The 26,074-nt window shown below is 68.2% G+C and carries 23 protein-coding genes; 10 read left to right on the forward strand and 13 right to left on the reverse strand.

What is annotated here, in order from left to right; all coding sequences use genetic code 11:
- On the forward strand, positions 1 to 687 hold the full coding sequence (locus OHA70_RS11315) for a hypothetical protein (RefSeq protein ID WP_328331408.1): 687 nt from the start codon (positions 1 to 3) through the stop codon (positions 685 to 687).
- Here OHA70_RS11315 and OHA70_RS11320 read toward each other — a convergent pair.
- From OHA70_RS11320 to OHA70_RS11345, 6 genes are read right to left on the reverse strand one after another with little or no spacing between them, the layout of a single operon-like run.
- A complete protein-coding gene (locus tag OHA70_RS11320; RefSeq protein ID WP_328331410.1) occupies positions 674 to 1,633 on the reverse strand; it encodes an LLM class F420-dependent oxidoreductase in 960 nt (319 codons plus the stop codon). The two genes, OHA70_RS11315 and OHA70_RS11320, sit on opposite strands and share 14 nt — an antisense overlap.
- Complete coding sequence (locus tag OHA70_RS11325) at positions 1,633 to 2,376, reverse strand: SDR family oxidoreductase (protein WP_328331412.1); 744 nt, start codon at positions 2,374 to 2,376, stop codon at positions 1,633 to 1,635. The genes OHA70_RS11320 and OHA70_RS11325 overlap by 1 nt, the downstream gene beginning before the upstream one ends.
- Before the next feature lie 9 nt (positions 2,377 to 2,385).
- Positions 2,386 to 3,069, reverse strand: coding sequence for a histidine phosphatase family protein (locus OHA70_RS11330; RefSeq protein ID WP_328331414.1), 684 nt, complete (start codon positions 3,067 to 3,069; stop codon positions 2,386 to 2,388).
- On the reverse strand, positions 3,070 to 4,260 hold the full coding sequence (locus tag OHA70_RS11335; protein WP_328331416.1) for a phosphotransferase family protein: 1,191 nt from the start codon (positions 4,258 to 4,260) through the stop codon (positions 3,070 to 3,072).
- A gap of 38 nt (positions 4,261 to 4,298) precedes the next feature.
- Positions 4,299 to 5,102, reverse strand: a complete 804-nt coding sequence (locus OHA70_RS11340; RefSeq protein ID WP_328331418.1) for an SDR family NAD(P)-dependent oxidoreductase — start codon at positions 5,100 to 5,102, stop codon at positions 4,299 to 4,301.
- Positions 5,099 to 6,328, reverse strand: a complete 1,230-nt coding sequence (locus OHA70_RS11345) for an acyl-CoA dehydrogenase family protein (RefSeq protein WP_328331420.1) — start codon at positions 6,326 to 6,328, stop codon at positions 5,099 to 5,101. Before OHA70_RS11345 ends, OHA70_RS11340 begins: the two co-directional genes overlap by 4 nt.
- A 59-nt stretch (positions 6,329 to 6,387) precedes the next feature.
- On the opposite strand from OHA70_RS11345, the gene OHA70_RS11350 reads away from it, so the two are divergent.
- Positions 6,388 to 7,158 (forward strand): TetR/AcrR family transcriptional regulator, encoded by a 771-nt coding sequence (locus tag OHA70_RS11350; protein ID WP_328331422.1) that lies wholly within the window; start codon positions 6,388 to 6,390, stop codon positions 7,156 to 7,158.
- A gap of 100 nt (positions 7,159 to 7,258) precedes the next feature.
- Here OHA70_RS11350 and OHA70_RS11355 read toward each other — a convergent pair whose 3' ends face one another.
- On the reverse strand, positions 7,259 to 8,269 hold the full coding sequence (locus OHA70_RS11355) for a LacI family DNA-binding transcriptional regulator (RefSeq protein WP_328331424.1): 1,011 nt from the start codon (positions 8,267 to 8,269) through the stop codon (positions 7,259 to 7,261).
- A gap of 131 nt (positions 8,270 to 8,400) precedes the next feature.
- Here OHA70_RS11355 and OHA70_RS11360 point away from each other — a divergent pair, with 131 nt between their 5' ends.
- Entirely contained in the window at positions 8,401 to 10,335 is a 1,935-nt protein-coding gene (locus OHA70_RS11360; RefSeq protein ID WP_328331426.1) for a discoidin domain-containing protein, read from the forward strand.
- A gap of 45 nt (positions 10,336 to 10,380) precedes the next feature.
- On the opposite strand, the gene OHA70_RS11365 is transcribed toward OHA70_RS11360, so the two are convergent.
- The 3 genes from OHA70_RS11365 to OHA70_RS11375 are packed head-to-tail and all read right to left on the reverse strand — an operon-like array spanning position 10,381 to position 13,580.
- Positions 10,381 to 10,779: a VOC family protein gene (locus OHA70_RS11365; RefSeq protein WP_328331428.1), complete on the reverse strand. Its 399-nt coding sequence runs from the start codon at positions 10,777 to 10,779 to the stop codon at positions 10,381 to 10,383.
- Positions 10,776 to 12,011, reverse strand: a complete 1,236-nt coding sequence (locus tag OHA70_RS11370; RefSeq protein ID WP_328331430.1) for an amidase — start codon at positions 12,009 to 12,011, stop codon at positions 10,776 to 10,778. Before OHA70_RS11370 ends, OHA70_RS11365 begins: the two co-directional genes overlap by 4 nt.
- Positions 12,012 to 12,017: 6 nt before the next feature.
- A complete protein-coding gene (locus OHA70_RS11375) occupies positions 12,018 to 13,580 on the reverse strand; it encodes an alkaline phosphatase D family protein (RefSeq protein WP_328331432.1) in 1,563 nt (520 codons plus the stop codon).
- Positions 13,581 to 13,722: 142 nt separating this feature from the next.
- Here OHA70_RS11375 and OHA70_RS11380 point away from each other — a divergent pair, with 142 nt between their 5' ends.
- Entirely contained in the window at positions 13,723 to 14,178 is a 456-nt protein-coding gene (locus OHA70_RS11380) for a GNAT family N-acetyltransferase (protein ID WP_328331434.1), read from the forward strand.
- Here the strand turns inward: OHA70_RS11380 and OHA70_RS11385 are convergent.
- Positions 14,175 to 15,608 carry an AAA family ATPase gene (locus OHA70_RS11385; protein WP_328331436.1) on the reverse strand — a complete coding sequence of 478 codons (1,434 nt, stop codon included), beginning with the start codon at positions 15,606 to 15,608 and terminating at the stop codon, positions 14,175 to 14,177. The two genes, OHA70_RS11380 and OHA70_RS11385, sit on opposite strands and share 4 nt — an antisense overlap.
- Positions 15,609 to 15,658: 50 nt before the next feature.
- Positions 15,659 to 16,276 carry a hypothetical protein gene (locus tag OHA70_RS11390; RefSeq protein ID WP_328331438.1) on the reverse strand — a complete coding sequence of 206 codons (618 nt, stop codon included), beginning with the start codon at positions 16,274 to 16,276 and terminating at the stop codon, positions 15,659 to 15,661.
- 53 nt (positions 16,277 to 16,329) lie between these two features.
- Between OHA70_RS11390 and OHA70_RS11395 the strand changes: the two genes are divergently transcribed.
- Together OHA70_RS11395 and OHA70_RS11400 are read left to right on the forward strand one after the other, a co-directional pair.
- The gene (locus OHA70_RS11395; RefSeq protein WP_328331440.1) at positions 16,330 to 17,142 is read left to right on the forward strand and encodes an aminotransferase class IV; all 813 of its coding nucleotides are present in this window, start codon (positions 16,330 to 16,332) and stop codon (positions 17,140 to 17,142) included.
- A 54-nt stretch (positions 17,143 to 17,196) separates the two neighbouring features.
- Entirely contained in the window at positions 17,197 to 17,991 is a 795-nt protein-coding gene (locus OHA70_RS11400; RefSeq protein WP_328331442.1) for a hypothetical protein, read from the forward strand.
- 3 nt (positions 17,992 to 17,994) lie between these two features.
- Here the strand turns inward: OHA70_RS11400 and OHA70_RS11405 are convergent, their stop codons facing one another.
- Positions 17,995 to 19,416 (reverse strand): CCA tRNA nucleotidyltransferase, encoded by a 1,422-nt coding sequence (locus tag OHA70_RS11405; protein WP_328335099.1) that lies wholly within the window; start codon positions 19,414 to 19,416, stop codon positions 17,995 to 17,997.
- A 63-nt stretch (positions 19,417 to 19,479) separates the two neighbouring features.
- Here OHA70_RS11405 and OHA70_RS11410 point away from each other — a divergent pair, with 63 nt between their 5' ends.
- From OHA70_RS11410 to sigM, 4 genes are all read left to right on the forward strand, one after another.
- Positions 19,480 to 21,828 carry a hypothetical protein gene (locus OHA70_RS11410; protein ID WP_328331444.1) on the forward strand — a complete coding sequence of 783 codons (2,349 nt, stop codon included), beginning with the start codon at positions 19,480 to 19,482 and terminating at the stop codon, positions 21,826 to 21,828.
- Positions 21,821 to 23,476, forward strand: a complete 1,656-nt coding sequence (gene murJ, locus OHA70_RS11415; protein ID WP_328331446.1) for a murein biosynthesis integral membrane protein MurJ — start codon at positions 21,821 to 21,823, stop codon at positions 23,474 to 23,476. The genes OHA70_RS11410 and murJ overlap by 8 nt, the downstream gene beginning before the upstream one ends.
- A 174-nt stretch (positions 23,477 to 23,650) precedes the next feature.
- On the forward strand, positions 23,651 to 25,327 hold the full coding sequence (locus OHA70_RS11420) for a protein kinase family protein (RefSeq protein WP_328331448.1): 1,677 nt from the start codon (positions 23,651 to 23,653) through the stop codon (positions 25,325 to 25,327).
- Positions 25,324 to 26,031 (forward strand): RNA polymerase sigma factor SigM, encoded by a 708-nt coding sequence (sigM, locus tag OHA70_RS11425; RefSeq protein ID WP_442913880.1) that lies wholly within the window; start codon positions 25,324 to 25,326, stop codon positions 26,029 to 26,031. The genes OHA70_RS11420 and sigM overlap by 4 nt, the downstream gene beginning before the upstream one ends.
- Positions 26,032 to 26,074: the final 43 nt, after the last annotated feature.

Raw genomic sequence — 26,074 nt, forward strand, 5'->3', positions numbered from 1 at the left:
GTGAGCTACCCACCGCCGCCCGGTCCGCAGGGTCCGCCGCCGCAGAATCCGCCCAGTCAGAACCCGGGTTGGCAGCAGCCGACGTACCAACCGCAAGGCGGCAACTGGGCGGCTCCGCCCTACGGCACCCCGCCGCCGAAGAACCGGGCCGGCCTGATCATCTTCCTGATCGTGCTGCTGGTGGCCGCCATCATCGGCATCGTCGGGTTCGTGAGCTACCGGCTCACGTCCGGCGGGAGCGACGACGGCGGTACCGCGCCTGCGGCCCCGGTGAGCACCAAGGCGACCACGGCACCCTCAAAGGCACCGACCCAAGCTGTGCCCAGCAAGCCCGTGGCCAGCAAGCCGGTTCCTACCAGGACCGTGCCGAGCAAGCCCGTGACGAGCAAGCCGGCGGCCGCTACGAAGCAGGCCGCGTTCGCGCTGGCCGGGCAGTTCGCGGCTGCCCTCAACGCGGACAACACCGACGCGGCGGTGGCGCTCGCCTGCCCCGACACGAAGGAGATCTTCCCGTCCCTGATCTCCGCCTGGATCAAGGCGCCGACCAAGCTCACGGTCACCGACGCGGTGATCGGGGAGAATCCCTTCCTGGTCCCGATCTCGGGCACCACGCACGGTCAGAAGATGGGCGGCATGGTGATCGTCCAGGGCTCCTGCATCCGCGCCTTCGCGATCAACCAGTCCTGACGTCGGGCGCCAGCGCGCGAGCCGTCTCCAGCAGGTCGGCGCCGGTCGGGAGGGTGGCGAGGATCGGGGTGTCGAGGCCGTTGGTGACGTACTCGTTGATCTGCGCCCGGCAGTCGGCGGCCGAGCCGTGCACGACCAGATCGTCGATCACCTCGATCGGTACGGCGGCCATCGCGGCGTTCCGGTCGCCGGCCGCCCAGGCGTCGCGCATCGGTTTCATCGCCTCGCCCCGACCGAGCCAGTCGTGGAAGGCGGCGTACCCGGGCACGGTCAGGTAGGTCGCGATCAGGAACCGGCCGATGTTGCGGGCCATCTCGGCGTCCTCGGTGACGCAGACGAAGATCCGCGCCGCGAGCTCCTTGCCGTCGCCGAGTTCGGCGCGGACCTGCCGGACGTCGCCGGCCGAGAGCCAGTTGGTGATCGCGCCGTCCGCCTCTCGGGCCGCCAGCCGCAGCATCTGCGGGCGGAGTGCGGCGAGCATGATCGCGGGCGGGACGTCGGGCGCCTTCTCCAGCCGGAACCGCTTGATCGTGAAGCTGTCGAACTCGCCGTCGACCTTCTCCCCGGCGAACGCCTGCCGCAGGAACCGCAGGACGTCGCGCGTACGGGCTAACGGCGGGTCGTACGCGATCCCGTTCCACCCGGTGACGATGGTCTCCGACGAAGCCCCGATCCCCAGCACGAACCGCCCGGGCGCAAGATCGGCCAACGCGGCCGCACTCATCGCGAGCGCCGCCGGCCCACGCGTGTGAACCGGTACTACGGCCGTCCCCAACCGCAGCTGCTGCTCCCACTCCGACGCGAGTACCAACGGGGTGAACGCATCGGCGCCGGCCACCTCGGCCGACCACAAGTCGGTATACCCAAGCGTTGCCAGCTCGGTGATCAGCGGCTTGTGATCCCGGATCGGCACTCCGGTCAGCGGAACTGTCAGACCCCAGCGCATCAGATCATCCTCTTCACGAGCGGCAGCGGAGCGTACTTGAGAACCCTTGCCAGCAGCACCCAAGGCCAGGCCGGCACGAACGCCTTCGCCTTCTCCGCCTCGATCGCGGCCACCATCGCCCGCACGCCGGGCACCGTGTCGACGATCAGCGGGGTCTTGGCGACGTGCTCGTTCAGCTCCGACTTGATGTAGCCAGGAGAGATCGTACTCACCGTGATCGGCTTGCCGAGCAGTTCGAGCTGGAGGCCTTCGGACAGCGTCGCGACAGCAGCCTTCGTCGCCGCATAGGTGGTGACAGCCTTCGGCAGGCCGCGCACACCGGCGACCGAGGAGATGAAGACCAGGTGGCCGGCGTTCCTTGCCCGGAACAACTCCATCGCAGCTTCAGCCTGGGCGAGGACGGCGGTGAAGTTCGTCTGCGCGGTGATCAGGTTGGCGTCGAACCGGCCGGTGCCGAGCGGGGCGCCCTTGCCGATGCCGGCGTTCACAATGATCCGGTCCAGGGTCAGCTCGGCGTCGATCGCGCGGAACGTCTCGAAGACCGCGTCATGGTCGTTCACGTCGAGGGTGTGGACCAGGATCGTCAGCCCAGGATGCTTCGTGGTCAGCTCGGTCTGCAGTGCCTTCAGCCGATCCTCGCGCCGGGCGGTCAGCGCGAGGTTGTGGCCCTTGGCGGCGAACTGCCGGGCCATCTCCTCACCCAGTCCCGAGCTCGCCCCGGTGATCAGGATGTTGCGTCGCATCAGGTCGCCCTATCTGTAGGAGAGCAGTTCGGTGCCGTCGAGATGGCCGTGTTCGTTGTAGCTGACCAGGGTGAGCCCGCTGCGGCCGACGGTGAGCTTGGTGATCGCGGTGTTGACGGTGACCGGGTTGAGCTTGAGCCACAGGTCGTCGGTGCCGCTGAGGAGGCGGCTGGTGACCGCGGCGATCGGGCCGCCGGAGGTGAAGACGACGGCGGTCTCGCCTTTGCCGAGTCGGGTGGCAGTACGGCGTACCGCGTCCTCCGATCGTTGGCAGAAGGCTTGGAAGGACTCCGGGTAGTCGACGCCGTCTGCTTCGGCCCAGCGCTGGGTCGCTGCGGTGAACATCTCCTGGAACGCCCTGGCCGGGTGACCGGTGCGGGCGAGGTCGGCCAGCAGTACTGCGCGTCGCTTGTAGGCGGGCTTGTACGCGACGATCACGTGGTCGTGGTCGAACTCGTTGAGGCCTTCGTCAATCTCGACCGGTACTTCGATGCCCGCTGTCTTGAGGGCGATCTCGGCGGTCTGCGCGTGGCGCCGCATCGCGCCCATGACGACCAGAGCCGGCTTGATCCCGCGTTCGGCGAGCGCCTTGCCCAGTACTGCGGACTGCTGCTCGCCCTGCGGCGACAGCCGGTCGTAGTCGCTGCGCCCGAACGACGCCTGCGCGTGCCGGATCAGGTAGACGGCCGGCATTCAGCGGCTCATGATCTTGCGACAGCGCCGCTCGAGCAGGTTGACCGGCAGCCAGAGGTTCTTGAAGCGCGGGTTGCGGGTCTGCTTGTGGTGGTACCGGTAGTAGATCTGCTGCGCGATCACCGCGAGCCGGAACAGCCCGAACACCTCGTAGAACGCCCAGTTGGACGCGTCGAGACCGGTCTTCTCGCAGTAGTACCGGACGATCTCGTCCCGCCCGATCATCCCCGGCACATCAGACGGCTGCAGCCGGAACCTCCTGAAGGCCCAGTCATCGTCTGCTTGCACCCAATAGGCGAGCGCTGATCCCAGATCCATCAACGGATCCCCCAACGTCGCCAACTCCCAGTCCAGCACCCCGACGATCTTCAACGGGTCATCGGGCGCGAGCACGACATTGTCGAGACGGAAGTCGTTGTGGATAACGCAGATCCTGACATCAGCCGGCTTGTTGGCCTCAAGCCACGCCATCACCTTCTCGAAGCTCGGCACGTTCCAGGTCTTGACCTTCCGGTACCGCCCACTCCACCCGCCGACCTGCCGCTCGACAAACCCCTCGCCCTTCCCGAGGTCCCCGAGCCCGGCCTTCTCCGCATCCACCTGGTGAAGGTCGACGAGCGTGTCGATCAACTTGTGCCCAAGCTGCTTCGCCTGCTCCGGCGTCAACTCGACACCCAACTCGGACCGCCGCGGAATCGTCCCCGCAATCCTCTCCATCACGTAGAACTCAGACCCGATCACCGCATCATCGGTGCAGTGAGCAACCATCCGAGGCACATACGGAAACACCGGCGCCAGTTGCTCCTGAATCCGATACTCCCGCCCCATGTCATGCGCACCCTTGGCCTTCGTCCCAGCCGGCGGCCGGCGCAGGATCAGATCGCGATCCGGGTAGCGCAGGAGGTAGGTGAGGTTAGAGGCTCCGCCTGAGAACTGCCGGACCTCCGGCAACCCTTCAGGCAGCGGGCTCGCCTCCGATGTCGAGCGAAGCGAAGACGAGCCAGGGCGGGCGTCGGCTGGCGTACCGCCTGGCCCTTCATCCGAGGTCGAGCGAAGCGATGACGAGCCGGGGGTGGCGGCGTGCGCCTCGCCCACCTCCCCGGCCGAGGCCGAGCGGAGCGATGGCGAGGCCGCGGCGGCGCGTAGCCAGGTGTCGACTGCAGCGACGTCGAAGGCGTCCTCGTCGCGCACGGCGCGGGCACCTTCGACAGCGCTTGGGTTTGGTGGCATCAGCGGTCCCCGGCGGCCTGCTTCGGGGATTCGGCTCGGTCTCGGGCTCGGGCGGCGATTTTGCGCATTTGGCGGTCGTACAGGGGGCGGGCGAAGCGTTTGGTGCGCCAGGCCAGCAGGGCTGGGCGGTCGGGGATGATGAGGAACTGGTGTTTCTTGATGCCGGCGATGACGTTGGCGGCGATCTCGTCGGCGGTCCGCGGCGACTTCTCGATCAGCTTGCGGGCGGTGGCGCGCATCTCGAGGTCTTCGCCCTGGATCGAGTCGCCGAGGTTGGTACGGAAGAAGGACGGGCAGACGACCGAGACGGTCACGCCGTACGGGTGCAGTTCGTGCGAGAGCGTCTCCGAGAGCGCGACGACGCCGGCCTTCACCGTGTTGTACGAGCTCATCATCGGCGGATGCACCAGCCCGGCTGCCGACGCGGTGTTGACGATGTGCCCCGAGCGCTGCCGCTTGAAGAGTGGCGTGAACGCGCGGCAACCACGCACGACACCCATCAGGTTGATGTCGACGACGCGGTCCCACTCGTCCAGCGACTCGACGTCGATCCGGCCGCCGGTCGCGATCCCGGCGTTGTTCACCAGGATGTCGAGGCCGCCCCAGTTCTCCTCACACCAGGCGACCGCCTTGTCCCAGTCACCCGCATCGCGCACATTCAACTGCCGGTACTCCGCGCCGGCCGGCGGCGTCGACTCCGCCGCCACGTCGGTACTGAGCACTTGGTGGCCTTCAGCAACGAACCGGGCAACGAGCGCCGCCCCGAGTCCACTGGCGCCACCGGTGACGAGAACCCTGCTCATTCGGACTCCTTGTACTTCGCCAGCTCGATCTTCGCGACCACTCCACGATGCACCTCGTCCGGCCCGTCGGCCAGCCGCAGTGCTCGCGCACTCGTCCATGCACCCGCCAGCGGGAAGTCGTCGGACAGCCCGCCACCACCGTGCAACTGGATCGCCATGTCGATCACGTCCTGCGCCATCCGCGGTACCGCGACCTTGATCTGGCTGACCTCGCTCAACGCACCGGCCAGGCCCTTGGTGTCCAGCAGGTACGCCGTCTGCAGCACGAGCAGCCGCGCCTGGTTGATCGCGATCCGCGCGTCGGCGATCCGCTCGCGGTTGCCACCGAGGTTGACCAGCGGCTTACCGAACGCGGTCCGGCTGGTCCCGCGCAGGATGGCGAGCTCGAGCGCCTTCTCCGCAAGGCCGATCAGCCGCATGCAGTGGTGTACGCGTCCCGGACCGAGTCGTCCTTGGGCGATCTCGAACGCGCGACCGGGACCGACCAGGATGTTTTCCACGGGCACCCGCACGTCGGTGAAGGAGACCTCGCCGTGGCCGTGCGGTTCGTCGTACCGGCTCATGGCGGGGAGCAGGCGCTCGACCTTCACGCCGCGGGCGTCTCGCGGTACCAGGACCATCGTGTGGCGGGCGTACCGGTGGGCGTCGGGGTCGGTGAGGCCCATGAAGATGAGCAGGTCGCAGTCCGGGTGGCCGACGCCTGTACTCCACCACTTGCGGCCGTTGATGACGACCTGGTCGCCGTCGACGATCGCGGTGGCTTCCATGTTGGTCGCGTCGGAGGAGGCGACATCGGGCTCGGTCATGCAGAACGCGGACCGGATCGTGCCGTCCAGCAACGGCTCCAGCCACTGCTGCCTCTGCTCGGCGCTGCCGTAGCGGAGCAGCACCTCCATGTTGCCGGTGTCCGGGGCGTTGCAGTTGAACACGTACGGCGCGATGAACGAGCGGCCGGTCAACTCCGCGATCGGCGCGTAGTCGAGGTTGCTCAGCCCTTCGCCGTACTGCTCGTTGCCGGGCTCGGCGGGTGGCAGGAACAGGTTCCACAGACCCTGCTTGCGGGCCTTCGCCTGCAACTCCTTGAACGCGGGCAACGGCTCCCACGGATCACTGGCGGCCTTGGTCGCGGCATGCAGCTCGGCCTCGACCGGCTCGATCTCGGTCCGGATGAACCCGTCGACCTGCCCGATCAACTCCTGCGCCCTCACGGACGGTTCGAACCCCATCACGTCTCCTCGCTCGGCTTCCTTGACGGTAGCGCACTTACTGAGCAATGCTCAATAGCGTGAATACGCCGAAAGCCCCGCGAGCCGCCGCGCAGGCGGTGCCGGACGCAGCGGCTGAGGCGGACGGCACAGCGACAGCGACGCCCACGGTGGGTAACGGCGAAACGCCGGTGGTGGCCGCGGTGGGTGACGAGACGCCGGTGGCGCCTGCGGTGGGTGGCGAGACGTCGGTGGTACCGGGTGGGCGGCGGAAGCGGCTGACTGCGGAGGATCGGCGGAAGCAGTTGGTCGGTATCGGGCTGATGATGCTGCGCACCCAGCCGATCCACGAGCTCTCGATCGACGCGGTCGCGGCCGAGGCGGGGATCTCGCGCGGGCTGCTGTTCCACTACTTCCCGACCAAGCGCGACTTCTACGTCGAGGTGATGAGCGCTGCCGGCCGCCGCCTGCTCCGCGTCACCAAGCCAGACCCGGCCCTGCCGCTCGACGAGCAGCTCCGCCAGATGCTCTTGTCGTTCGTAGCCTTCGTCACCCGCCGCCGCGACTCCTACATCTCCTTCGTCCGCGGCGCCGCCGGCGGCGACAACTTCGTCGTCGAGGTCTACGCCGCAACCCGGGCCGGCCTCACCACCCGAGTCCTCACCCTCCTCGACCACCCCGACGCGACGGAACCCGCCTCCCCGATCCGCCTCACCGTCCACGCCTGGCTCGCCTACGTAGAAGACCTAACCATCGAATGGTCCGGCCTCCCCGACCCCGACCGCCCCACCACCCCAGACGAGCTGGTCACCCACTTCATCACCGCTCTACAGGCGCTCCGCTCGCTCTGACCTCCCACAAGTGGCGGGCTTGAACACCCAGTGGTGACCTTGAACAAGTTATTTCGTGTCCGAGGCCACCGTTTGGTGTTCAAGGTCGCGGCTTCTTGCGCTAGCGGGGTGGGGCGGTCGAGTCTCGTACTACTAGCTCGGTGGCTAGTTCTACATGGAGGGCTTCTAGTTCGTGGCGGTCCAGGAGGCGGATGAGGAGGCTTACTGCCATTCGGCCCATCTCCTGGAGGGGTTGGCGGACGGTGGTGAGGCTTGGCGTGGTGGAGCGGCTGATGTCGATGTCGTCGAAGCCGGCGATTGAGAGGTCGGTGGGGACGGAGACGCCTCGGATGGTGGCGGCTTGGAGGGCGCCTACTGCTGCTTTGTCGTTGAAGGCGATCAAGGCGGTGGGGCGGTCGGGGAGGTCCAGGAGTTGGCCGGCGGCTCGGTAGCCGTGCTCGGTGGTGGGTTGGATCGGGCGTACCAGCGACGGGTCGGGGAGGATGCCTGCGTCGGCTAGGGCGGCTGCGTGGCCGCTGAGGCGGGCGTCGGAGGCCAGCCATTCGCTGGGGCCGCCGATGACGCCGATCCGGGTGTGGCCCAGGCCCACCAGGTGGGCGGTGACCTGCCGCGCGCCGGCGAAATGGGCTGCGGAGACGGCTGCGATGTCGCGCGGCAGCGGAGTACGGGGGTCGACGACGACGAACGGGAAGCGGCGGGCGCGGAGCTGGATCAGCTCGTCGCTCGTCTCCGGCGGCAGGATCAGGATCGCCCCGGCGAGGTCGCGTTGCGCGGGCAGCTTGGTGAGGACCTGGTCGTGCTGAGTCGCCTCGCCCGCGTTGAGGACCAGCCGACGCCCATGCCGATCGAGCGTCTCCGCGATCGACGAGACGATCAGTCCGAAGTAGTCCGTCAGCACATACGGACACCGCAGATACACCGCCCCTCCGACCGGCTTCGGCGACCCACCGCGCGGATTAGGCGCCCGTACGCCGAGCCGCTCGACCACCCGCTCGACCAGCTCACGGGTCTCGGGCGCGACGTTCCCCTGCTGGTTGAGCACGCGCGAAACCGTCGCGATCGAGACGCCGGTCTCCGCCGCGACGTCCCGGACAGTCGCCCTACCCGGCATTTGTTACATCGCCTTGTTTCACACTCAGGACGATAGCCGATCTTGACAGCCTCCGCCTGCCGTCGTTTGCTGAGGCGCAGATGTTGCGTTCTTGTTTCATTTGTTACATCGGGGTTGACCTGAGGAGAACGATGAAGAGACCTGCGATCGGCGCCGTCGTGGCCGGCTCCGCCCTACTACTCAGCGGGCTGTCCGCCGGTGCCCAGGCGGTCGAGCTGCCCGCCGCTCAGAACAGCACCACGAAGAGCACCACCAAGGCGAGCGTTTGGGTCACCACCCCCGACCGCGCCGAACTGATGCACCAGCGTCCCGACGTAGCCTTCGGCAAAGGGCAGAGCACGCAGACGACCATCACGGTCGACCCCGCGACGAAGTACCAGACGATGGACGGCTTCGGCGCCTCGATCACCGACTCGTCGGCAGCGGTGCTTTACCGCCTGACCCCGGCCGTGCGCGACCAGACGATGCGGTCGCTGTTCGATCGCAACCAGGGCATCGGCGTGAGCTTCCTGCGTCAGGTGGTCGGCTCCTCCGACTTCACCGCGGCGCCACAGCACTACACCTACGACGACGTACCGGCCGGGCAGACCGACTTCGCGCTGCGGAACTTCAGCATCGCCCATGACCAGACGCAGATCCTGCCGCTACTCCGCCGGGCCAAGCAGCTCAACCCCTCGCTCAAGGTGATGGCGACACCGTGGAGCCCGCCGGCCTGGATGAAGACCGGCGACTCCCTGGTCGGTGGCCGGCTCAAGGACGACCCCAAGATCTACAACGCCTACGCGCGCTATCTGGTGAAGTTCGTGAAGGCGTACGAGGCGGCCGGCGTACCGGTGGACTTCATCTCGGTGCAGAACGAGCCGCAGAACCGCAAGCCGAGCGGCTACCCCGGCACGGACATGCCGGTCCGCCAGGAGGCCGCGGTGATCGAGCAACTCGGCCCCCTGCTCCGTGCGTACAGCCCGCGGACCAAGATCCTCGGCTACGACCACAACTGGACGACTCACCCCGGCGACGTCAACAGCACCCCGCCCGGTGAGGACCCGGAGACCGACTACCCGTACCAGTTGCTCGACAGCCCGGCCGGCAAGTGGCTGGCCGGTACGGCGTACCACTGCTACTCCGGCAACCCGAGCGACCAGAGCAACCTCCAGAAGGCCTTCCCGAAGAAGGGAATCTGGTTCACCGAGTGCTCCGGCTCGCACGGCGCGAGCGACACTCCGCCGCAGATCTTCCGCGGCACGCTGACCTGGCACGCCCGCACGCTGATGCTCGGTACGACCCGCAACTGGGCCAAGTCGGTCGTCAACTGGAACATCGCGCTGGACGACAAGGGTGGCCCGTACAACGGTGGTTGTACCACCTGCACCGGACTCGTCACCGTGCAGCCGGACGGCAGCGTCACCACCGACGCCGAGTACTACACGATCGGACACCTGTCGAAGTTCGTCCGCACCGGCGCGGTACGGATCGCCAGTACGTCGTACGGGACGACCGGCTGGAACGGGCAGCTCATGTCGTCGGCCTTCCGCAACCCGGACGGCTCGACCGCGTTGGTCGTGCACAACGAGAACGACGACCCGCGGACCTTCGCGGTCGCAGTCGGCGACGAATCCTTCGAGTACACGCTGCCGGGTGGCGCCATCGGCACCTTCGTCTGGCAGCGCTCGCCCAAGACGCTGACCCCGGTGTCGCTGGCGGGCGCGACGGCTAGCGCGGTACCGGCTGCCGATGCGGCGCTCGCGTTCGACGCCGACGGTTCCACTGTCTGGCAGTCGAAGGCGGCGCAGGCTGCTGGCCAGTACGTGCAGGTGGATCTCGGTACGGCGAAGCAGTTCCGACGGGTCGCGATCGACACCGGCGGCAACCTCGGCGACTTCGCCCAGGCCTGGCAGGTGTCGACCAGCTTCGACGGCACCACCTGGCGACCACTGGCGACTGGCACCAGTAACGGCCAGCTCACCAACGTCGACGTGAAGCCGACGCGGGCCCGCTACGTCCGGATCACGAACACCGGCACCAGCGACCACTGGTGGAGTCTCGCCGACGTGCGCCTCTACAACTAGACCACCCCGATACTGAAGCCCTCCTGCGCCACAGAGCAGGAGGGCTCAGTGTCTGCGAGACGTGATCCGCAGGTAGTACCCGTCAGGGTCGTGCAGGCGAAAGTCCCGGAGCCCCCACGGCTGCGTCTGCAGTCCGGCCGCGATCGGCCAACCGGTCTCCTGAACGCGAGCGAGCTCCGCTTCCAGGTCGTCCACTTCGAGCACGATCTCCGTCCCCCGGGGCGTGTGCCGGGTCGCCGGGTCGATCGCGGCGTCCCCGGCACCGATCCCGATCCGGGCGCTGCCGCGACCCATCCACAGGTACTGCGCCGGGCCGTCAGCCGGCTGCCGGGACAGTTCGTCGAAGGCCATCACTCGCCGGTAGAACTCACCCGATGCCTCGACGTCCGCCACGAAGACCTCGATCCGCAAACTCATCACCATGACGGCATCCTCGAACTTCATGCTTTGTTGAGGTCAAGGTGGCCGGTGATCCAGGTTGCCACCGCGCCGGCCAGTTGGTTGCTTCTGGCAATGATTTGGAGGCCTACCGGGAGGCCGGCAGTCTTCAGCGGGATGGTGATGGCGGGGACATCGGCGATGTTGGCCAGGCGGATGTGGCGCATCAGGGTCGATCGAACGTCTTGTGCATCGAGCAGTGGAGCCACGATGGGCACTGTGGGCAGGACTATTGCATCGACTTGGTCCAGTAGCTCGGACAGTTGTCTGGCCAGGTCGGCTGCTGTCGCCCGAGCTTGCACGTAGCGCCAGGCCGGTACCTCTGCCGCCTCCCGGAGGCGTTGCTGGACATCGGGCTGGTAGAGCTCAGTGGACCTGCCCATGTGGTTGGCCACCGCCTCCGGACCTTGCAGGTCTATGCCCGTCCGCAGCGTGGTCGCCCAGTCAGGCAGCTCGACCTCAACTGTCGGCAGCCTCTCTAGCGCCTGCTCCCATGCAGCGCTGACCTCGGCGTCGTACTCCCGGTACTCCGGGTTGCCCGGCACCCCCAGTCTTGGCGCGTCGATGGCCGGCCTGCCGCCCCCGGAGAGCGCAGCGACCGCATAGACCGCGTCCGCGACCGTATTGGTCAGCACCCCCACCACATCCAGGCTCTGCGCGAGCGGGAACACCCCATCCGCCGGCAGCGTGTCCCGCGTGGGCTTGTAGCCGACGACCCCGCAGAGCGCTGCAGGAGTTCGCACCGAGCCAGCCGTGTCGGTACCAATCGCCAGCGGTACGACTCCGGCCGCTACTGCTGCGGCTGCCCCCGAACTGGAGCCACCCGTCATCCGCGACAAGTCATGCGGGTTGAGGCACGGCCCGGTGCGATTCGACGTACCGGTGCAGCCGTAGGCGAACTCATGTGAGTGGCTGAGCCCGATGACGACGGCACCGGCCGCGCGCAACCGGCGTACGACGTCCGCGTCCCTAACCGCCGGCCCATCCATCGAGGCCGATCCGCAGCGGTACGGCAGCCCCTCGACCTCGATGATCTCCTTGACCAGCACGGGGATGCCCGCGAGCGCACCCGTCCTGCTGTGGGTAGCAGCCACGGCACGAGCACCCTCGACGTCCAGGTGGACCACTGCGTTGAGCCGCGCTGCGTCAGTCGCTCGCTGCAGGGCGGCCTCGACCAGGTCGACGGGGTCTAGTTCACCAGCACGGACAGCGGCCGCAGTGGCCTCCAGAGAGGGCATGCCCCATCAGATCACCTCTACTGTCGAGCTCCCCCGCGCAGTACGCACCTGGTAGCTGGTGCTGACGCCAGCGTTGGCGTGCAGCTTGTCCACCGCTCGGTAGGAGAGCTTGGCGTCGTCCTGGGTCACCTCGAGTACGCCGTACCCGTGCTGCCGCATGTCGACCTGCTTCAGGTGCGGGTTGTACTGCAACCGCTTCTGCTCCTCCGCCTTCGCGCCGGCCACGCCCTTCGTGTCGCCGGTATTGGTCGAGGACACGGACGGTACGACGAACTCGACCCCGGCCCGCCGAGTACCTCCAGGGTTGCCGGGGGTGCCCGGTGCGAAGCCGGTGTCCCACAGCTCGCCGGAGAAGGTGTCATGGTCGTCGCCGGTCACCACGACCAGGTCGGACACCCGCTCGGCCGCCAGCGACAGCAACTCGGTGCGCTCGGCGCCGTACCCGTCCCAGGTGTCCATGAACGCGCGCTCGCCGGCTGCGCCGGTCACCATGCCCATCATCATGTTCGGGTTGGCGAGCACCTTCCAGCGCGCGCCCGACGATCGCAGCCCGTCCTCGAGCCACGCCTTCTGCGCCGGGCCGAGCATGCTGCGACCAGGCGCGTCGGCGGCCGCGCAGACGATCGAGCCGCCGTCGTCGCAGGGCTGGTCGTCCTTGTACTGACGGTTGTCGATGGCGAACAGCTCGACGGTCCGGCCGAGCTTGAGCGAGCGATAGGTCCGGGTCATGTCGTCGGCGTACCGAGGTACCGGCATCCGCTCGAACCAGGCGTGCCAGGCCGCGCTCTTCTTCTCCTGGAAGAACAGCTCGGGCAGCGTCCAGTTGTCCTTGCTGTAGTTGTTGCGGAACTCGTGGTCGTCCCACAACGGCAGGAACGCGTGCTGCGCGTGCATCGCCTTGAGATCCGGATCGCTGCGATAGAGCGTGTACTTCGCTCGCATGCTCGGCAGGATCTGCGGATAGAGGTTGAGATCGATGCCGCGGACTCCGGGGACGGTGGCCTCGTAGACGTAGTCGCCGAGGCAGACCACGAGGTCGAGGTCCTCGGCCGCCAGGTGCCGGTGCGTCGCGTAGTACCCCTCGGTGAAGCCCTGGCAGGTGAAGAAGCCGATCCTGACGGGCTGGTTGGAGTCGGCCGGGCGCAGGGTCTGGAACCGGCCGACCGGGCTCACGGCGTCCTGGCCGCGGAACTGGTAGAAGTACTCCGCGCCGGCGGCGAGCCCGTTCGCCTGGAAGTGCACGCAGCCGTCCCACTGCTTCTCCGCGATCACCGTCTCGACGATCTCCGGGCTGCTCAGGTCGCGCTGCTTCGACACTACGATCGCCAGCTCGGCGTCGCCGTCGAAGAGTCCACGCGGGACTCGCGTCCACAGCGTCGCGCCGTCGGTGCGTGGGACGCCGGCCATGATCCCCTCCGGGAAGGTGGCGCCGCGGACGAGGTTCGGCGAGGCATCGGCGGCGGTGCGGAGCATCGGAGTACCGGAGCTCCAGGCGACGGCCGGAGCTGCAGCGGTGGCTCCAGCGACGGTCAGAGCGCCGAGGACGGTCCTGCGGGTGAGGTCAGCCATGCAGAAATACTGAGAGGTAATGATGAATCTGGGAAGACCTCAGCGCGACCGATCGGTGACGCCCTGTCGACCTCACTGCCGGCTCCAGCGGCAGTGAGGAAAGCGAAACAGCAGCGTCACGCCTGATTGCTAGCGTCGGCCCATGGAGCTGATGGAGGGCGTCGAGCTACGCCACGCCGACCGCACCGATCCAGCCGTGCTCGCGCTGACCACCGCCCAACAGACCGAACTGGCCGCCCTCTACGGCGAAGACCAGCCGCTGGTCGCCCTGCACCCCGACATCGAGTTCATCCTGCTCACCCTCGACGGCGCCCCGGTCGGCTGCGTCGGTCTGCAACCGATCTCCCCCGGCCTCGGCGAGATCAAGCGCATGTACGTAGAACCATCCTCCCGAGGCTGGGGCCTCTCCCGCCTCCTCCTGACGGAGATCGAGTCCCACGCCCGCACCCGAGGCCTGACCACCCTCCGCCTCGAGACCGGCACCAAACAACTTGAAGCCATCGCCCTCTACACCCACCACGGCTACACCGAGACCCCGCGCTACCCACCCTTCGAAACCGAAACAGTCTCCCGCTGCTTCGCCAAACACCTCGACTAGCTGGGGCGTCGGTACAGATCGTCAAGGCCCACGGTCAGCACGCTCGGGTCCAGGTCCGGCTCGAAGCCGGCGCCGCTGTAGCAGGCGAGGATCGTGTCCGACGTGTCGTAGTCACGGGACAACAGTTGCCGAGCCCGCTCAAGGCGGCTGACATGGCGTTGCCCCATCACCTCGCCCCACTTGGCCTCACCCAGCGACAGCACCTTGCGCCGTCGGCCGGAGATCGCGGGCGCGAGGACGGCAACATCCACTTCGATCTGGCTCCGATTGGCGTGGTCCGCCACGACGCCCGCTCCGATCTCACCCGGCAACTCGCCGTACAGCTCGGCCGGCGCGGATATCGCGTAGTCACGGCAGAGTTGCTCGAAATGCGGGCCGACGACCTGCGAGGAGAAGCGCGGCCTCGCCGCTTCCCAGACGTTCGCGGCCCGGCCACTCTCGAGCAGACCCCACTGCGGCCGCATCACCACCTGGTAGAAGACGATCAGCGGCTCGGCGACCTCGTAGCCCGTTCGCCCCGATCTGAAGACATCGGGCCGGCGCCGCAGCAGCCCGCTGTCTTCCAGAACGATCAGCTGGTGCCCAATCTCAGTCGCCTTGCGCCCGACGTAGTTGGCGATCCCACCTCTCGTATGGTTGCCAGAGGCAACCGCTGCGAGAACCGAGTGGTAGAGCGCGCCGTCACGGACGTTCATCTCCTCCTCGAGCAGGTATCGGGCTTCGCGAAACAGCGGACTCGCCGGGCTCAGCACGGTACGCAGTACCCAGTCGTCGAAGTCGTCGAGCGAGTCCGGCCCGTCGTCGTTCACGAACCGCCGGTACGCCGGTGTGCCACCGACGACAGAATGCAGCAGCGCGGCAAGCCTCGGATCGCGAATGCCCCAGTACTCGGACGCCAACAGGTAGTCGAACGGCCGGACCACCAGTTCGAGCGTTGCCCGGCCGCGCAAGGGAGCCGTGCCACCCAGCAGGCCACCCATCACCGACATCGCGGACCCACACACCAGCACCTTGGTCCGCCTGCCCGCCGACGCCGCCTGGTCGATCTCCCGCTGCAGGATCGAGGGCAGTGCGGGCGATACCTGGCTCAGATATGGAAACTCGTCGATGACGAACGGGCCGCCGGCATCGATCGAGAAGAGGAAGCGGATGGCCTCGTCCCAGCTGTCGAAGCGAGGCGGCGACGGAGCGCCGAGGTGTGCGCCGATCGCTGCGGCGAACAGCGCGAGCGACTCAGTCTCGGTCGCCTGGGTGGCGCCGAAGTACAGGCCGCCGGACTGTTCGGCGAGGCCTTCGACCAGATAGGTCTTGCCCTGCCGCCGCCGGCCGCTGACCACCCCGAACTGGGGTCGATCAGCCGACGACGCGGCGAATCTCGTCAGCTGCGCCCACTCCTGGTCGCGAGCGAAGATCCGTTCAGGCTTCCTCATGTTGTAGAACAATACTTATAATAAATATAGTTCTACAACTTTGTTCTTGGTCAGTCCGGCAGGTCCAGGACGAGGTGGTCGCCTTCGGGGTGGAAGCCTAGGTTTTTGAGGTAGCCGTCCATGGCGTTCATGCGGGGTGGGGCGAGGACCTGGTGGAAGCCGTGGTCGGTGAAGACGTCGCTGCGGCGGTAGACGAACTCGCCGGGGGTGAAGTCGCGGTACTCGGGGAGGACGTAGTCGAGGTCGATCTGGGCGCGGCCGGAGCCGGCGTCGTGGGCCAGGACTACGCCGACTGTGCGTTCGCCGCGTTGGACCAGGAAGGCGTACGGGCTCGTCGCTGACGTGAAGCCGGGGTTGAACTTGGAGATGTCCTTCTGGTGCGCGGTCAGCACGTGGCTGAGGTAGGCGTCGCCGCTGTTCACCTCGAGGACCGCGTATTCCAGGTCGTCGTGGCGATGCCGGAGCAGACGCCACATGTGGACGACGTTGATCACGGCGAGGACGGCGTTCATACCGACCATCGGCCAGACCGGGATGGCCAGGTTGAAGCCGACCAGGATGACGCAGCCGATCAGGTTCAGTACACGCAGTCGCAGGATCCGGGTCTGCAGCAGGGACACGACGACGAGCGCCGACCCACCCCACCCGATGATGCTCAAGAGGTCCACGCGGTGAGACTAGACCAGCCTGGGCAGTGGACTGGTGCCTGCAGACTGCTGTTGTGACCCACCTCGTACAGCTCAACGACGCACCGCTGACCCTCGACGACCCAGCGTTGCTGAGCGCAACCAGCTACGGCCACTTCACCTCGATGCAGGTCCGCGATGGCAAGGTCCGCGGCCTCGACCTGCACCTGGAGCGGCTGGACCGCAGCTCCCGCGAACTCTTCGGCCACGGCGTCGCCGCCGACCGCATCCTGACCTACCTCCGTACTGCGCTCGCAAGCTCGCCGTCAGGCAACCTCTCGATCCGCATCAACGCCTTCGCCCGCGACCGTGCCTTCGTCGACGGCACCCCCGTCGAACCCGACCTCCTGCTAACGCTGACCGACCCCATCGAGCCTGCGTCCGAGCCGCCGCGCCTGCTCGCCGTCGAGCACGAGCGGACCGCGCCGCACCTCAAGCACACCGGCACCTTCTCGCTCACCCACGAGATCCGCCGTGCCCGCCTGGCCGGCTACGACAACGCGCTCTTCTACAACCGCGACGGCCATGTCTCGGAGGCGTCCATCTGGAACATCTGCTTCGCCACCGAGGACCGCATCGTCTGGCCGGCCGCCGAGGTCCTGCCCGGCATCACCATGCTGACCCTCCAGGCCGGCCTCGAGGCGCTCGATGTTGCACGTGAAACTGTCGACATTCCGCTGACCGCGGTCGGCGACTACCGGGCCGCGTACCTGACCAATTCGATCGACCCCGCGCTCCCGGTCGCCTCCATCACGAGTCCGGGTGGCACAACGCAGTACGAGCCGAACCCGGATTCGGCCGCCCTGATCGCAGGGGCGTACCTCAAGATCCCGCTGCAGGAGATCTAGTACTCCACCACTCCGAACCTGGACGCCGAGCGGCAGGGCGATCACCATGACGGTGTGAACGACGGTTTCCGCGTGCCGAGCATCGCTGAGCTGAAGGCCTGGGCCGTCGGTCTCGGAGCCGACCTGCCGGACGAAGACGCCGCACGCCTGCAGTGGAACCTCAGGGTGTCAGTGCAACTGTTCACCAAGTCGGCGCTGGCGTCCGCAGTCATCGCCCTGGCGGGGATCGCGGCGACGAGCTTGATCGGCCGCAGTAGTCCCACGGCCTTCTGGCCGGTCTACGCGGTGATCGTCTCCGTCTCGCTGGCGCTCATCTACTCGCATCGCGCACTGGTTGGCACGCTGTGGCCGAGGATGGCCGCTGAGTACTACCTCGTCGCGACCATCAACCGGCTGCGCGCCGGCCCGCGCTTCGGCCAGTCCGACGCTGACTACCTCCGGATCATCCTGCCCAGCCTGGAAGAGAGCCTGCTGCGGAACTCGATGATCGGAACGCTGGCCGGCAGCCGTGCTGCCCGGCAACGGTTGCGGTCGACCCTGGTGCTCGTCATCCAGGACATCGGGGAGGCTGAGCTGATGCTCGCCGATCACACCCGGGCCGACCGTGGAAAGACGGCCATCCTTCTGCACGATCAGTTGGGTGGCGTACTGCTGGCGATGCACCTCGGCCGGATCCCATCTCTGCGTGCCACGCCCCAGAACTCGCCGCCGCCGAGTTCGGACGACCCTCAACCGGCCACCGGCAGTTGGCGTGCGCAGGTGGCCGAGAAGGCGGCGTCAAAGGGCCTCGAAACGCTGTTCGGAGCAGTCGTCGCGGTCCTGCCACTCGTCCTCGGACGAACCAGCTGACCGTCAGGACCGAGAGTTCCACCAGCTGAGGAGTTTCTCCTTGGCCGCTTCCTCGCCGAGTGGGCCTTCGTCCATGCGGAGTTCCATCAGGAACTTGTAGGCCTCGCCGACCTCGCGGCCGGAGCCGATGCCGAGCAGCTGCATGATCTGGTTGCCGTCGAGGTCGGGGCGGATCGAGTCGAGTTCCTCTTGCTCCTGCAGGCGCTCGATCCGCTTCTCGAGGTCGTCGTACGCCGTCCGGAGTGCCTCGGCCTTGCGCCGGTTGCGAGTGGTGGAGTCGGCGCGGGTCAGGACGTGCAGGCGGCTGAGCAGGTCGCCGGCGTCGCGGACGTACCGGCGTACGGCGGAATCGGTCCACTCGCCGGTGCCGTAGCCGTGGAAGCGCAGGTGCAGCTCGACCAGCTTGCCCACCTGGTCGATCTGCTCGTTGCTGAACCGCAGCGCCTTCATCCGCTTCTTCGCCAGCTTCGCGCCGACCACGTCGTGGTGGTGGAACGTGACCTTGTTCCCGTCCTCGAAGCGGCGGGTCTTCGGCTTGCCGATGTCGTGGATCAGCGCGGCGAACCGGACCACGAAGTCGGGCAGCTCGACGCCGAGCCGCGGCTCCAGGTCGATCGCCTGCTCGAGCACGGTCAGCGAGTGTTCGTAGACATCCTTGTGCCGGTGGTGCTCGTCCAGCTCCAGCCGCAGCGCGGGCAGCTCGGGCAGTACGTGGTCGGCAATCCCGGTCGCGACCAGCAGGTCGAGGCCGATTCGCGGGTACGGCGCACAGACCAGCTTGATCAGCTCGTCGCGCACGCGCTCGGCCGACACGATCGTTATCCGCTCGGCCATCTCCTTCATCGCGGTCACCACGGCCGGGTCCGGCGTGAAGCCGAGCTGGGCGGCGAAACGGGCCGCGCGCATCATCCGCAGCGGGTCGTCGGAGAACGAGTCCTCGGGGGAGCCCGGGGTCCGGATCACCTTGTTGGCGACGTCCTCGATCCCGCCGTACAGGTCGACGAACTGGTGCGACGGGAGCATCACCGCCATCGCGTTCATCGCGAAGTCGCGGCGGGCCAGGTCGCCCTGCAGGTTGTCGCCGTAGGCAACCTCCGGTTTGCGCGAGGTGGGATCGTAGGACTCCGACCGGTAGGTCGTGATCTCGAGAATCCACTCGCCCTTCTGAGAACCGATGGTGCCGAACGCCTTGCCGATGTCCCAGACGTGGTCCGCCCAGCCGGCCAGCAACCGCTCCACCGCCTCCGGCCGGGCCGAGGTGGCGAAGTCGAGATCCTTGCTCCCCCGACCGAGCAGAATGTCCCGGACAGGACCCCCGACCAGGGCGATCTCATGGCCGGCGGCGGCGAACCGGGCACCCAGTTCGTCGACCACCGGAGCGATCTTCAGCAGTGACTGGACACCTTGCCGCTGGACGGCGGACAACGATCCGGCAGAGGCTGAGCGGTCGGGAGTAGAGGACACGGGGAACTAGGTTACGGTGACGGCGTGTTCAGACGGCGACTGAGGCTCTCCGCGGCGGCGGGCGCGAGCCTGCTGATCGCTGCGTCGGCCGCTTCGCTGGCCCCGACGCAGGCGGTCGCGGCCGCGGCGGAAGAGAACCCGATGGTGGATGTCGCCATCGACTCGTTCAGCCCGTCCACCCCTGTTCCCGGCCAGCCGGTCACCATCACCGGCCGGGTCACGAACACCAGTCAGACCACCTTCGAGGCCTCGCAGGCGACGGCCTGTATCGAGCGCGACCGGCTGTCGACGGCCGCCGCGATCGCGGGCATCCCGACCGAGGCCGACGTCCCGGTCAACGACCGCAACGACTGCTCCGGCCTGACCAACCCCGAGGCGACCACCTTCCAGGAGTTCGACGCCCCACTGGCCCCCAAGGCCTCGGTCACGTTCAAGCTGGTGGTGCCGTGGAGCGAGTGGAAGATCTCGAGCCAGCCCGGCGTCTACTCGGTCGGCGTGCGCTTCCGCGGCAACGTCAGCAAGACGGATCGCACCACCGCCGGACTGACCCGGATCCTGATGCCGGTGATCAGCAAGACGCCGATGCCCGGCCGGGTCAACGCTGCCGTCGTACTGCCGTTGACGCACCGCCCGACGCTGCTGGCCGACCACCTGTTCGCCAATGACTCGCTGGCCGAGTCGATGGCGCCGACCGGACAGCTCGGCCGCCTGCTCGCGCTCGGGCAGAGGCGGCTCGTCACCTGGCTGGTCGATCCGGCGATGATCGACGAAGCCCGCACGATCGCCGAGTCGGACAGCTACAAGGTCGCGAGCGGACCTGGGCAGACGAAGGCCGGTACCGGCCGTGCTGTCGTCAAGGCCTGGCTGGACGGGTTCGACAAGAGCCGCAGCGTCAACCAGACCGTGCTGCTCCCGTACGGCGATCCGGACATCACCAGCCTCGCCGGCGCCAGCGGCCCGGCCGGCAAGAACCTCATCAACAGCGCGCGCTCGACCAGCGAGCGGTACAACCTGCGCATGCCACTGTCCGACGAGGGCAACCCGTCAGGCCTCTGGCTCGGCGACGGCCAGGTGGACAGCAAGACGCTGGTCGCCGGTTCCTTCGGGTTCGCCGCCCAGCGCGACGACGACGTGAACATCCTGCCGAGCTCGGCCTGGGCCGCCAACGAGCGCCCGAAGCTGCAGCCCAGCCCGGTGTACCGCGTGCAGACTCCCGAGGGTCCCGCGCCGAAGTTCGTCAAGGCCCTGATCGCCGACTCCGCTCTCCTCGCGGGCGGCCCCGATCCGGCGAGCGCGAAGCAGCCGCTGCAACTGCAGCAGCGGTTCGCGGCGGAGACCTCGTTGCTGGCCGGCCGCGCCGGCACGTCGACCGTCGTGGTCGTACCGCCGCGCGGCTGGGACAACGACGGCCTGTCCACGGCGGCCGTCCTCCAGTCCATGGCCACCAGCCCCTGGATCACTCCGGTTGGAGTCAAGCAGGTGACCTCCCTCACCGCGGGGCAGACGAAGGTACCGGCCGCTCCCGTCGGTACTCCGGGCCTCTCGGGCGGGCAGCTGGACAAGATCCAGGACCTGAGCGCCAGCACCACGACGTACCAGGCGCTGCTGCCGGACCCGACCGCGCAGACCCCGGCCAGCATGAGCCAGGGACTGCTCCGGTCCGCCTCGCTCGAATGGGTCAACACCCCGAACGAGGCGCAACGCTTCGTCAACTACCAGCGCAACGCCGTCACCAACCAGCTGAAGAAAGTCCACCTGGTCACCAACCGGAACAAGGGCCAGCACGAGGGCATCAAGGTCAACCTCTCCGGCAGCAAGGGCAGCTTCCCGCTGACCGTCGAGAACGGGCTGGACGTGACGATCCGGGTCGGCCTGGAGGTCACCGCGACCGGCAACCGGAACGACCTGAAGATCGACCAGCTGCACACCCTGCTGCTGCCGGCCGGCCAGAAGGGCACCTTCCAGGTCAAAGCGAGCGCGGAGCAGAACGGTGTCATCAACGCCAACGCCCAGCTGATCACCGCCGCTAAGCAGCCGGTCGGCGACTCGCAGCCGCTGGTGATCCAGGCGGCGCAGTACGGCAGTGTCGGCTGGATCCTGGTCGGCGCCGCGGTCGCGCTGCTGTTCGGTACCTCGATCGTCCGGATCTACCGCCGGGTGCGCTCGGAGCGACGCAACCCGACGCCGAAGTCCGAGGCCGACGCGCTGCACCCGGAGCCGCTGGCGCTCGAGGACCTCGGCCCGGCTCCGGACGATCCGGCCGCCAACGGCAGTACCAACGGCGTCTCCCGCCCGGAGTCGCCGGCGCCGCTCGTCCCCGGACAGAGCGACCTCGAGAGCCTGAAAGAAGGAGTCGGAACGAAGGATGGCTGACCGCACCCTGCGCTCCGCGGCGGTGATGGCAGCCGGAACGGTGCTGTCCCGCCTGCTCGGATTCGTCCGGATCGCCCTGCTCGCCGCCGCCATCGGCACCGCGTTGCGCGGCGACATCTTCACCGCCGCCAACACGATCCCGAACAGCCTGTACATCCTGCTGGCCGGCGGCATCTTCAACACCGTGCTGGTGCCGCAGCTGGTGCGCGCGATCAAGAATCATGACGACGGCGGCCAGGACTTCACCAACCGGCTGCTGACCTTCGGCTTCCTGGTCCTGGCCGTGGTCACCGTGGCCTGTGTGGTGCTGGCGCCGCAGATCTCCGAGCTCTACCTGCCGAAGGAGCTGCACGACCCGTCCCGGATCGCCGAGAAGAACTCGATGATCATGTTCGCCCGGCTCTGCCTGCCGCAGATCTTCTTCTACGGCGCGTTCGTGCTGGTCGGCCAGGTGCTGAACGCCCGGCGCCGGTTCGGCCCGATGATGTGGGCGCCGATCGCGAACAACGTCGTCGCCTGCGCCTCGATCGTGATCTTCCTGATGATCTACCGGGCCGGGGACACTCCGCCGACCTTCAGCCACGGCGAGGAGCTGCTGCTCGGCCTCGGCCACACGCTGGGGATCGCGGTGCAGTTGCTCGTCCTGCTGCCGTACCTGAAGGCCAGCGGCCACACCTACGTGCCCAAGTTCGGCCTCCGCGGCACCGGGCTCGGCCAGACCGCCAAGCTCGGCACGTGGACCGTGCTGTTCGTCGCGGTCAACCAGGTGACCCTGGTAGTCGTCACCAAGCTCGCGATCGCTGGTAGCGCCTCGACCGACCCCGGCGCCAAGGCTGGTCTGTTCGCCTACAGCACCGCCATGCTGATCATCCTGGTCCCGCACGGGATCGTCACCGTCTCCCTGGCCACGGCCGCGCTCCCGCAGATGTCGGCGCTGGCGGCGGCGGGCGACGTGACCGAGGTGGCCCAGCTGTCGGCCCGTTCGATCCGCCAGACGCTGGCGATCGTCGTACCGGCGGCCGCGGCGATGATCGCCTTCGCGTACCCGATCGTCACGGTGATCGCCGGCTACGGCTCCGGTAAGAACAACCTGCAGTTGATGGCGTACACGCTGATGACGCTCGCGCTGGGAATCGTGCCGTTCACGGTCCAGTACTTCCAGCTGCGCACCTTCTACGCGTTCGAGGACACCCGGACGCCGTTCTTCATGCAGTGCGTGATCGCCGCGACCAACATCGCCGCCGCGCTGATCGGCGTACGGGTCCTGCTGGACGAGTCCCACCTGCGGTTCAGTGGTGTGGTGCTCGGTGCCGCCTACGCGCTGGCGTACACGGTCGCCGTCCTGATGTCCCGCCGAGTGCTTCGCCGCCGGGTTCCCCGGGTGGCCGGCTCGGGGATCGGGCTGCCGCTGGTCGCGATGGTGATCGCCGCCGTGGCCGGGGCGGGCATCGGGCGACTGGTACTGACCCTCTTCGACTCCGCCGTCGACTGGACCGGCCCGCTCGCGGCGGTCGTCCAGCTCGCGGTCGGTGGTGTGGTGATGCTCCCGGTGTACGTCGGTGTGGCGCGGGTACTCCGTATCCACGAGGTCACCGACGTGGTGGCCGCGGTCACATCGAAGCTCCCTGGCCGCTCCCGAAGGTCCTGATCGGACCGCTTGTGCACTCGTGCACCACTTGTCCGGTCAGCGGGGCACTAGCATGGGGGCTGCGATCGGACCGCCAACCGTTCGCACCTGCCTGGATCAGCCGAAACTGGCCGCCGACCGGATCCAGGGCGGAGACGCAGGACGACCAGTGCATCGAGGAGGGCGAGAGACACCGTGTCGAACCAGACCGTCAGTCCTGGTGCCCTGCTCGCCGGCCGGTACCGGATCGCCGAGTTGCTCGCGGAGATCGACGGTGCGCGGGTGTGGCGAGCAGTGGACGAGGTGCTCAGCCGGGCAGTGGTCGTAGACGTCCTGCCGGTTGGCGACCCGAGGACCAACCAACTCTTCGACGCGGCCCGGCGTGCCGCGGCGGCAGCCGACCCGCGGTTCCTGCGGGTGCTCGACTGCGACATGCACGAAGGCGTGACGTACTGCGTCCGCGAGTGGGCCGGTGGCCGGCCGCTCGAGCGGATGCTCACCGCCGGACCGCTGACCGGTCAGCAGGCCGGCTGGCTGGCCCGCGAGGTCTCCGAGGCGCTGGAGAACCTGCACCGCACCGGCCACTCGCACGGCTCGATCAGCCCCTCCACGGTCGTCGTGACCGACGCCGGAGCGATCAAGGTCGTCGGCCTCGCCACTGAAGCCGCCCTGCGCTCCACCGGCCCCGGTTCGCCGGAGGAGGACGTCCGCGCGCTCGGAGAGCTGCTGTACGCCTCCCTGACCGGCCGCTGGCCCGGGCCTGCCCCGGCCTGGGGGCTCCAGCCCGCTCCGGTCGAGCACGGCCGGCTGCTGAGCCCGCGCCAGGTCCGCGCCGGAGTGCCGCGCTCGCTGGACGACATCTCCGACCGGTTGCTCGGTGATCCGCCCCGGCACCACTCCGTCCCGATCACCAGCGCGGCCGGCCTGTCCGCTGCGCTGTCCGGGGTCATCGGCAGCTCGCACGAGCCACCGAGCCAGATGGACGAGACGGTCGCGGTCGCCCGGCAGAACGGCAGTGTCGACGACGCCACCCAGGTCGCGCCCGCGATCCAGGCGCCGCCGGCGCTCGACCCGACGCCGCAGATTCCGGAGTACCAGCAGAGCGCCTACGCCGAGAACAACGGCCGCACTCCGGCCCAGCCTGCCTACGCGACCGCAGCGGAGACCCAGCCGGTACGCCGCCAGACCCCGCCCCCGCAAAACGGTGGCCGGCGTAAGCCGCCGCCCGACGAGCCGAAGCAGCGCGGCAGCTGGGGTGGCCGGATCCTGATCCTGCTCGCCATCCTGGCGCTGCTGTCCGTGGTCGCGATGGCGCAGTTCCTGGTGAAGGGCGCCATCAACAAGGACCAGGGCAACGACAGCAAGACCAATGCGCCGCCACCAGCCACGTCGGCGCCGCCGGCCGCTTCCGGCGCTCCGGCGAAGATCGTCGGCGCCAAGGACTTCGACCCGCCGCCGGACGGTAGCGGGTCCGAGCACCCCGAGGATGTCCCGAACACCTACGACGGCAAGCTCAGCACGACCTGGACGACCCAGTCGTACAAGCGCAAGCCCGAGCTCGGTGGCACCAAGGACGGCGTCGGCATCATCTACGACCTCGGCGCGCTCACGGACGTCTCCAAGGTGACCGTCAGCCTGGTCGGTGACGACACCAGCCTCTCCCTGATGATCCCGAAGGCCGACCCGAGCGTCTCGGCGCCCGCTGCGGACGGCTGGAAGGCAGTCGCCACGCTCAAGGACCAAGGCGCCCAGGCCGTGCTGACGCCTGCCGCGCCGGTCAAGACCCGCTACGTGCTGGTCTGGCTGACCAAGCTGCCGAAGGCGGACGGCGGCTTCCGCGGCGAGATCGCGGAGGTCGCGGTCCAGAAATGACCTCCCTGGATTCGAGTCCCAACCCACCGCCCCGGTCTGACATCACCCGGATCGGTCCGGCCGACGGCGGAGCTACGGCGCCCCCGGCGGCGTACGACACGATGGACGACCACGAGCTGCTCCGGCTGCACGTGGCCGGCAACCCCGACACCTTCGGCGTGCTGGTCAAGAGGCACCGCGACCGGATGTGGGCGGTCGCCATCCGCACCCTCGGCGAGCCCGAGGAGGCGGCCGACGCACTGCAGGAGGCTTTCATCTCGGCGTTCCGCCGGGCCGACTCGTTCCGCGGCGACGCCAAGGTGACCACCTGGCTGCACCGGATCGTGGTGAACGCCTGCCTGGACCGGATCCGCCGCCGGCAGGTCCGCCAGGCCGATCCGCTGCCGGAGGACGAGGACCGCGCGGCCGAGCTGGCCGGGCCGGTCGAGGAGGACGCGGCCGAGGTCCGTGAGCGCCGCCTCGACGTCCTGAATGCGCTGAAGCAGATCAACGTGGACCAGCGCAGTGCGCTCGTGCTGGTCGACATGGAGGGCTACTCGATCGAGGAGGCGGCGGCGATCCTCGGTTGCGCTCCGGGCACGGTGAAGAGCCGATGCGCCCGCGGGCGAGCCCGGTTGCTGCCGTTGCTGCGCCATTGGCAGGTCACCCGCGGCGGCTCCGACGTACCGGAGAAGACAGCCGCGGAATCGGTGGGAACCGAATGACCGCCGTCCCCGTCGAAGCAGAGTCGCCATCCTGCGACCCCGT

Origin of the sequence: Kribbella sp. NBC_00382 (assembly GCF_036067295.1) — a bacterium.
Classification (GTDB): Bacteria; Actinomycetota; Actinomycetes; order Propionibacteriales; family Kribbellaceae; genus Kribbella.

What these genes read in the sequence shown, in the direction of transcription:
- OHA70_RS11320 (WP_328331410.1), bottom strand. Translation starts at nt 1,633, where the DNA reads ATGCGCTGGGGTCTGACAGTTCCGCTGACCGGAGTGCCGATCCGGGAT.
- OHA70_RS11325 (WP_328331412.1), bottom strand. Translation starts at nt 2,376, where the DNA reads ATGCGACGCAACATCCTGATCACCGGGGCGAGCTCGGGACTGGGTGAG.
- OHA70_RS11330 (WP_328331414.1), bottom strand. Translation starts at nt 3,069, where the DNA reads ATGCCGGCCGTCTACCTGATCCGGCACGCGCAGGCGTCGTTCGGGCGC.
- OHA70_RS11340 (WP_328331418.1), bottom strand. Translation starts at nt 5,102, where the DNA reads ATGAGCAGGGTTCTCGTCACCGGTGGCGCCAGTGGACTCGGGGCGGCG.
- OHA70_RS11345 (WP_328331420.1), bottom strand. Translation starts at nt 6,328, where the DNA reads ATGGGGTTCGAACCGTCCGTGAGGGCGCAGGAGTTGATCGGGCAGGTC.
- OHA70_RS11355 (WP_328331424.1), bottom strand. Translation starts at nt 8,269, where the DNA reads ATGCCGGGTAGGGCGACTGTCCGGGACGTCGCGGCGGAGACCGGCGTC.
- OHA70_RS11360 (WP_328331426.1), top strand. Translation starts at nt 8,401, where the DNA reads ATGAAGAGACCTGCGATCGGCGCCGTCGTGGCCGGCTCCGCCCTACTA.
- OHA70_RS11365 (WP_328331428.1), bottom strand. Translation starts at nt 10,779, where the DNA reads ATGAAGTTCGAGGATGCCGTCATGGTGATGAGTTTGCGGATCGAGGTC.
- OHA70_RS11370 (WP_328331430.1), bottom strand. Translation starts at nt 12,011, where the DNA reads ATGCCCTCTCTGGAGGCCACTGCGGCCGCTGTCCGTGCTGGTGAACTA.
- OHA70_RS11375 (WP_328331432.1), bottom strand. Translation starts at nt 13,580, where the DNA reads ATGGCTGACCTCACCCGCAGGACCGTCCTCGGCGCTCTGACCGTCGCT.
- OHA70_RS11380 (WP_328331434.1), top strand. Translation starts at nt 13,723, where the DNA reads ATGGAGCTGATGGAGGGCGTCGAGCTACGCCACGCCGACCGCACCGAT.
- OHA70_RS11385 (WP_328331436.1), bottom strand. Translation starts at nt 15,608, where the DNA reads ATGAGGAAGCCTGAACGGATCTTCGCTCGCGACCAGGAGTGGGCGCAG.
- murJ (WP_328331446.1), top strand. Translation starts at nt 21,821, where the DNA reads ATGGCTGACCGCACCCTGCGCTCCGCGGCGGTGATGGCAGCCGGAACG.
- sigM (WP_442913880.1), top strand. Translation starts at nt 25,324, where the DNA reads ATGACCTCCCTGGATTCGAGTCCCAACCCACCGCCCCGGTCTGACATC.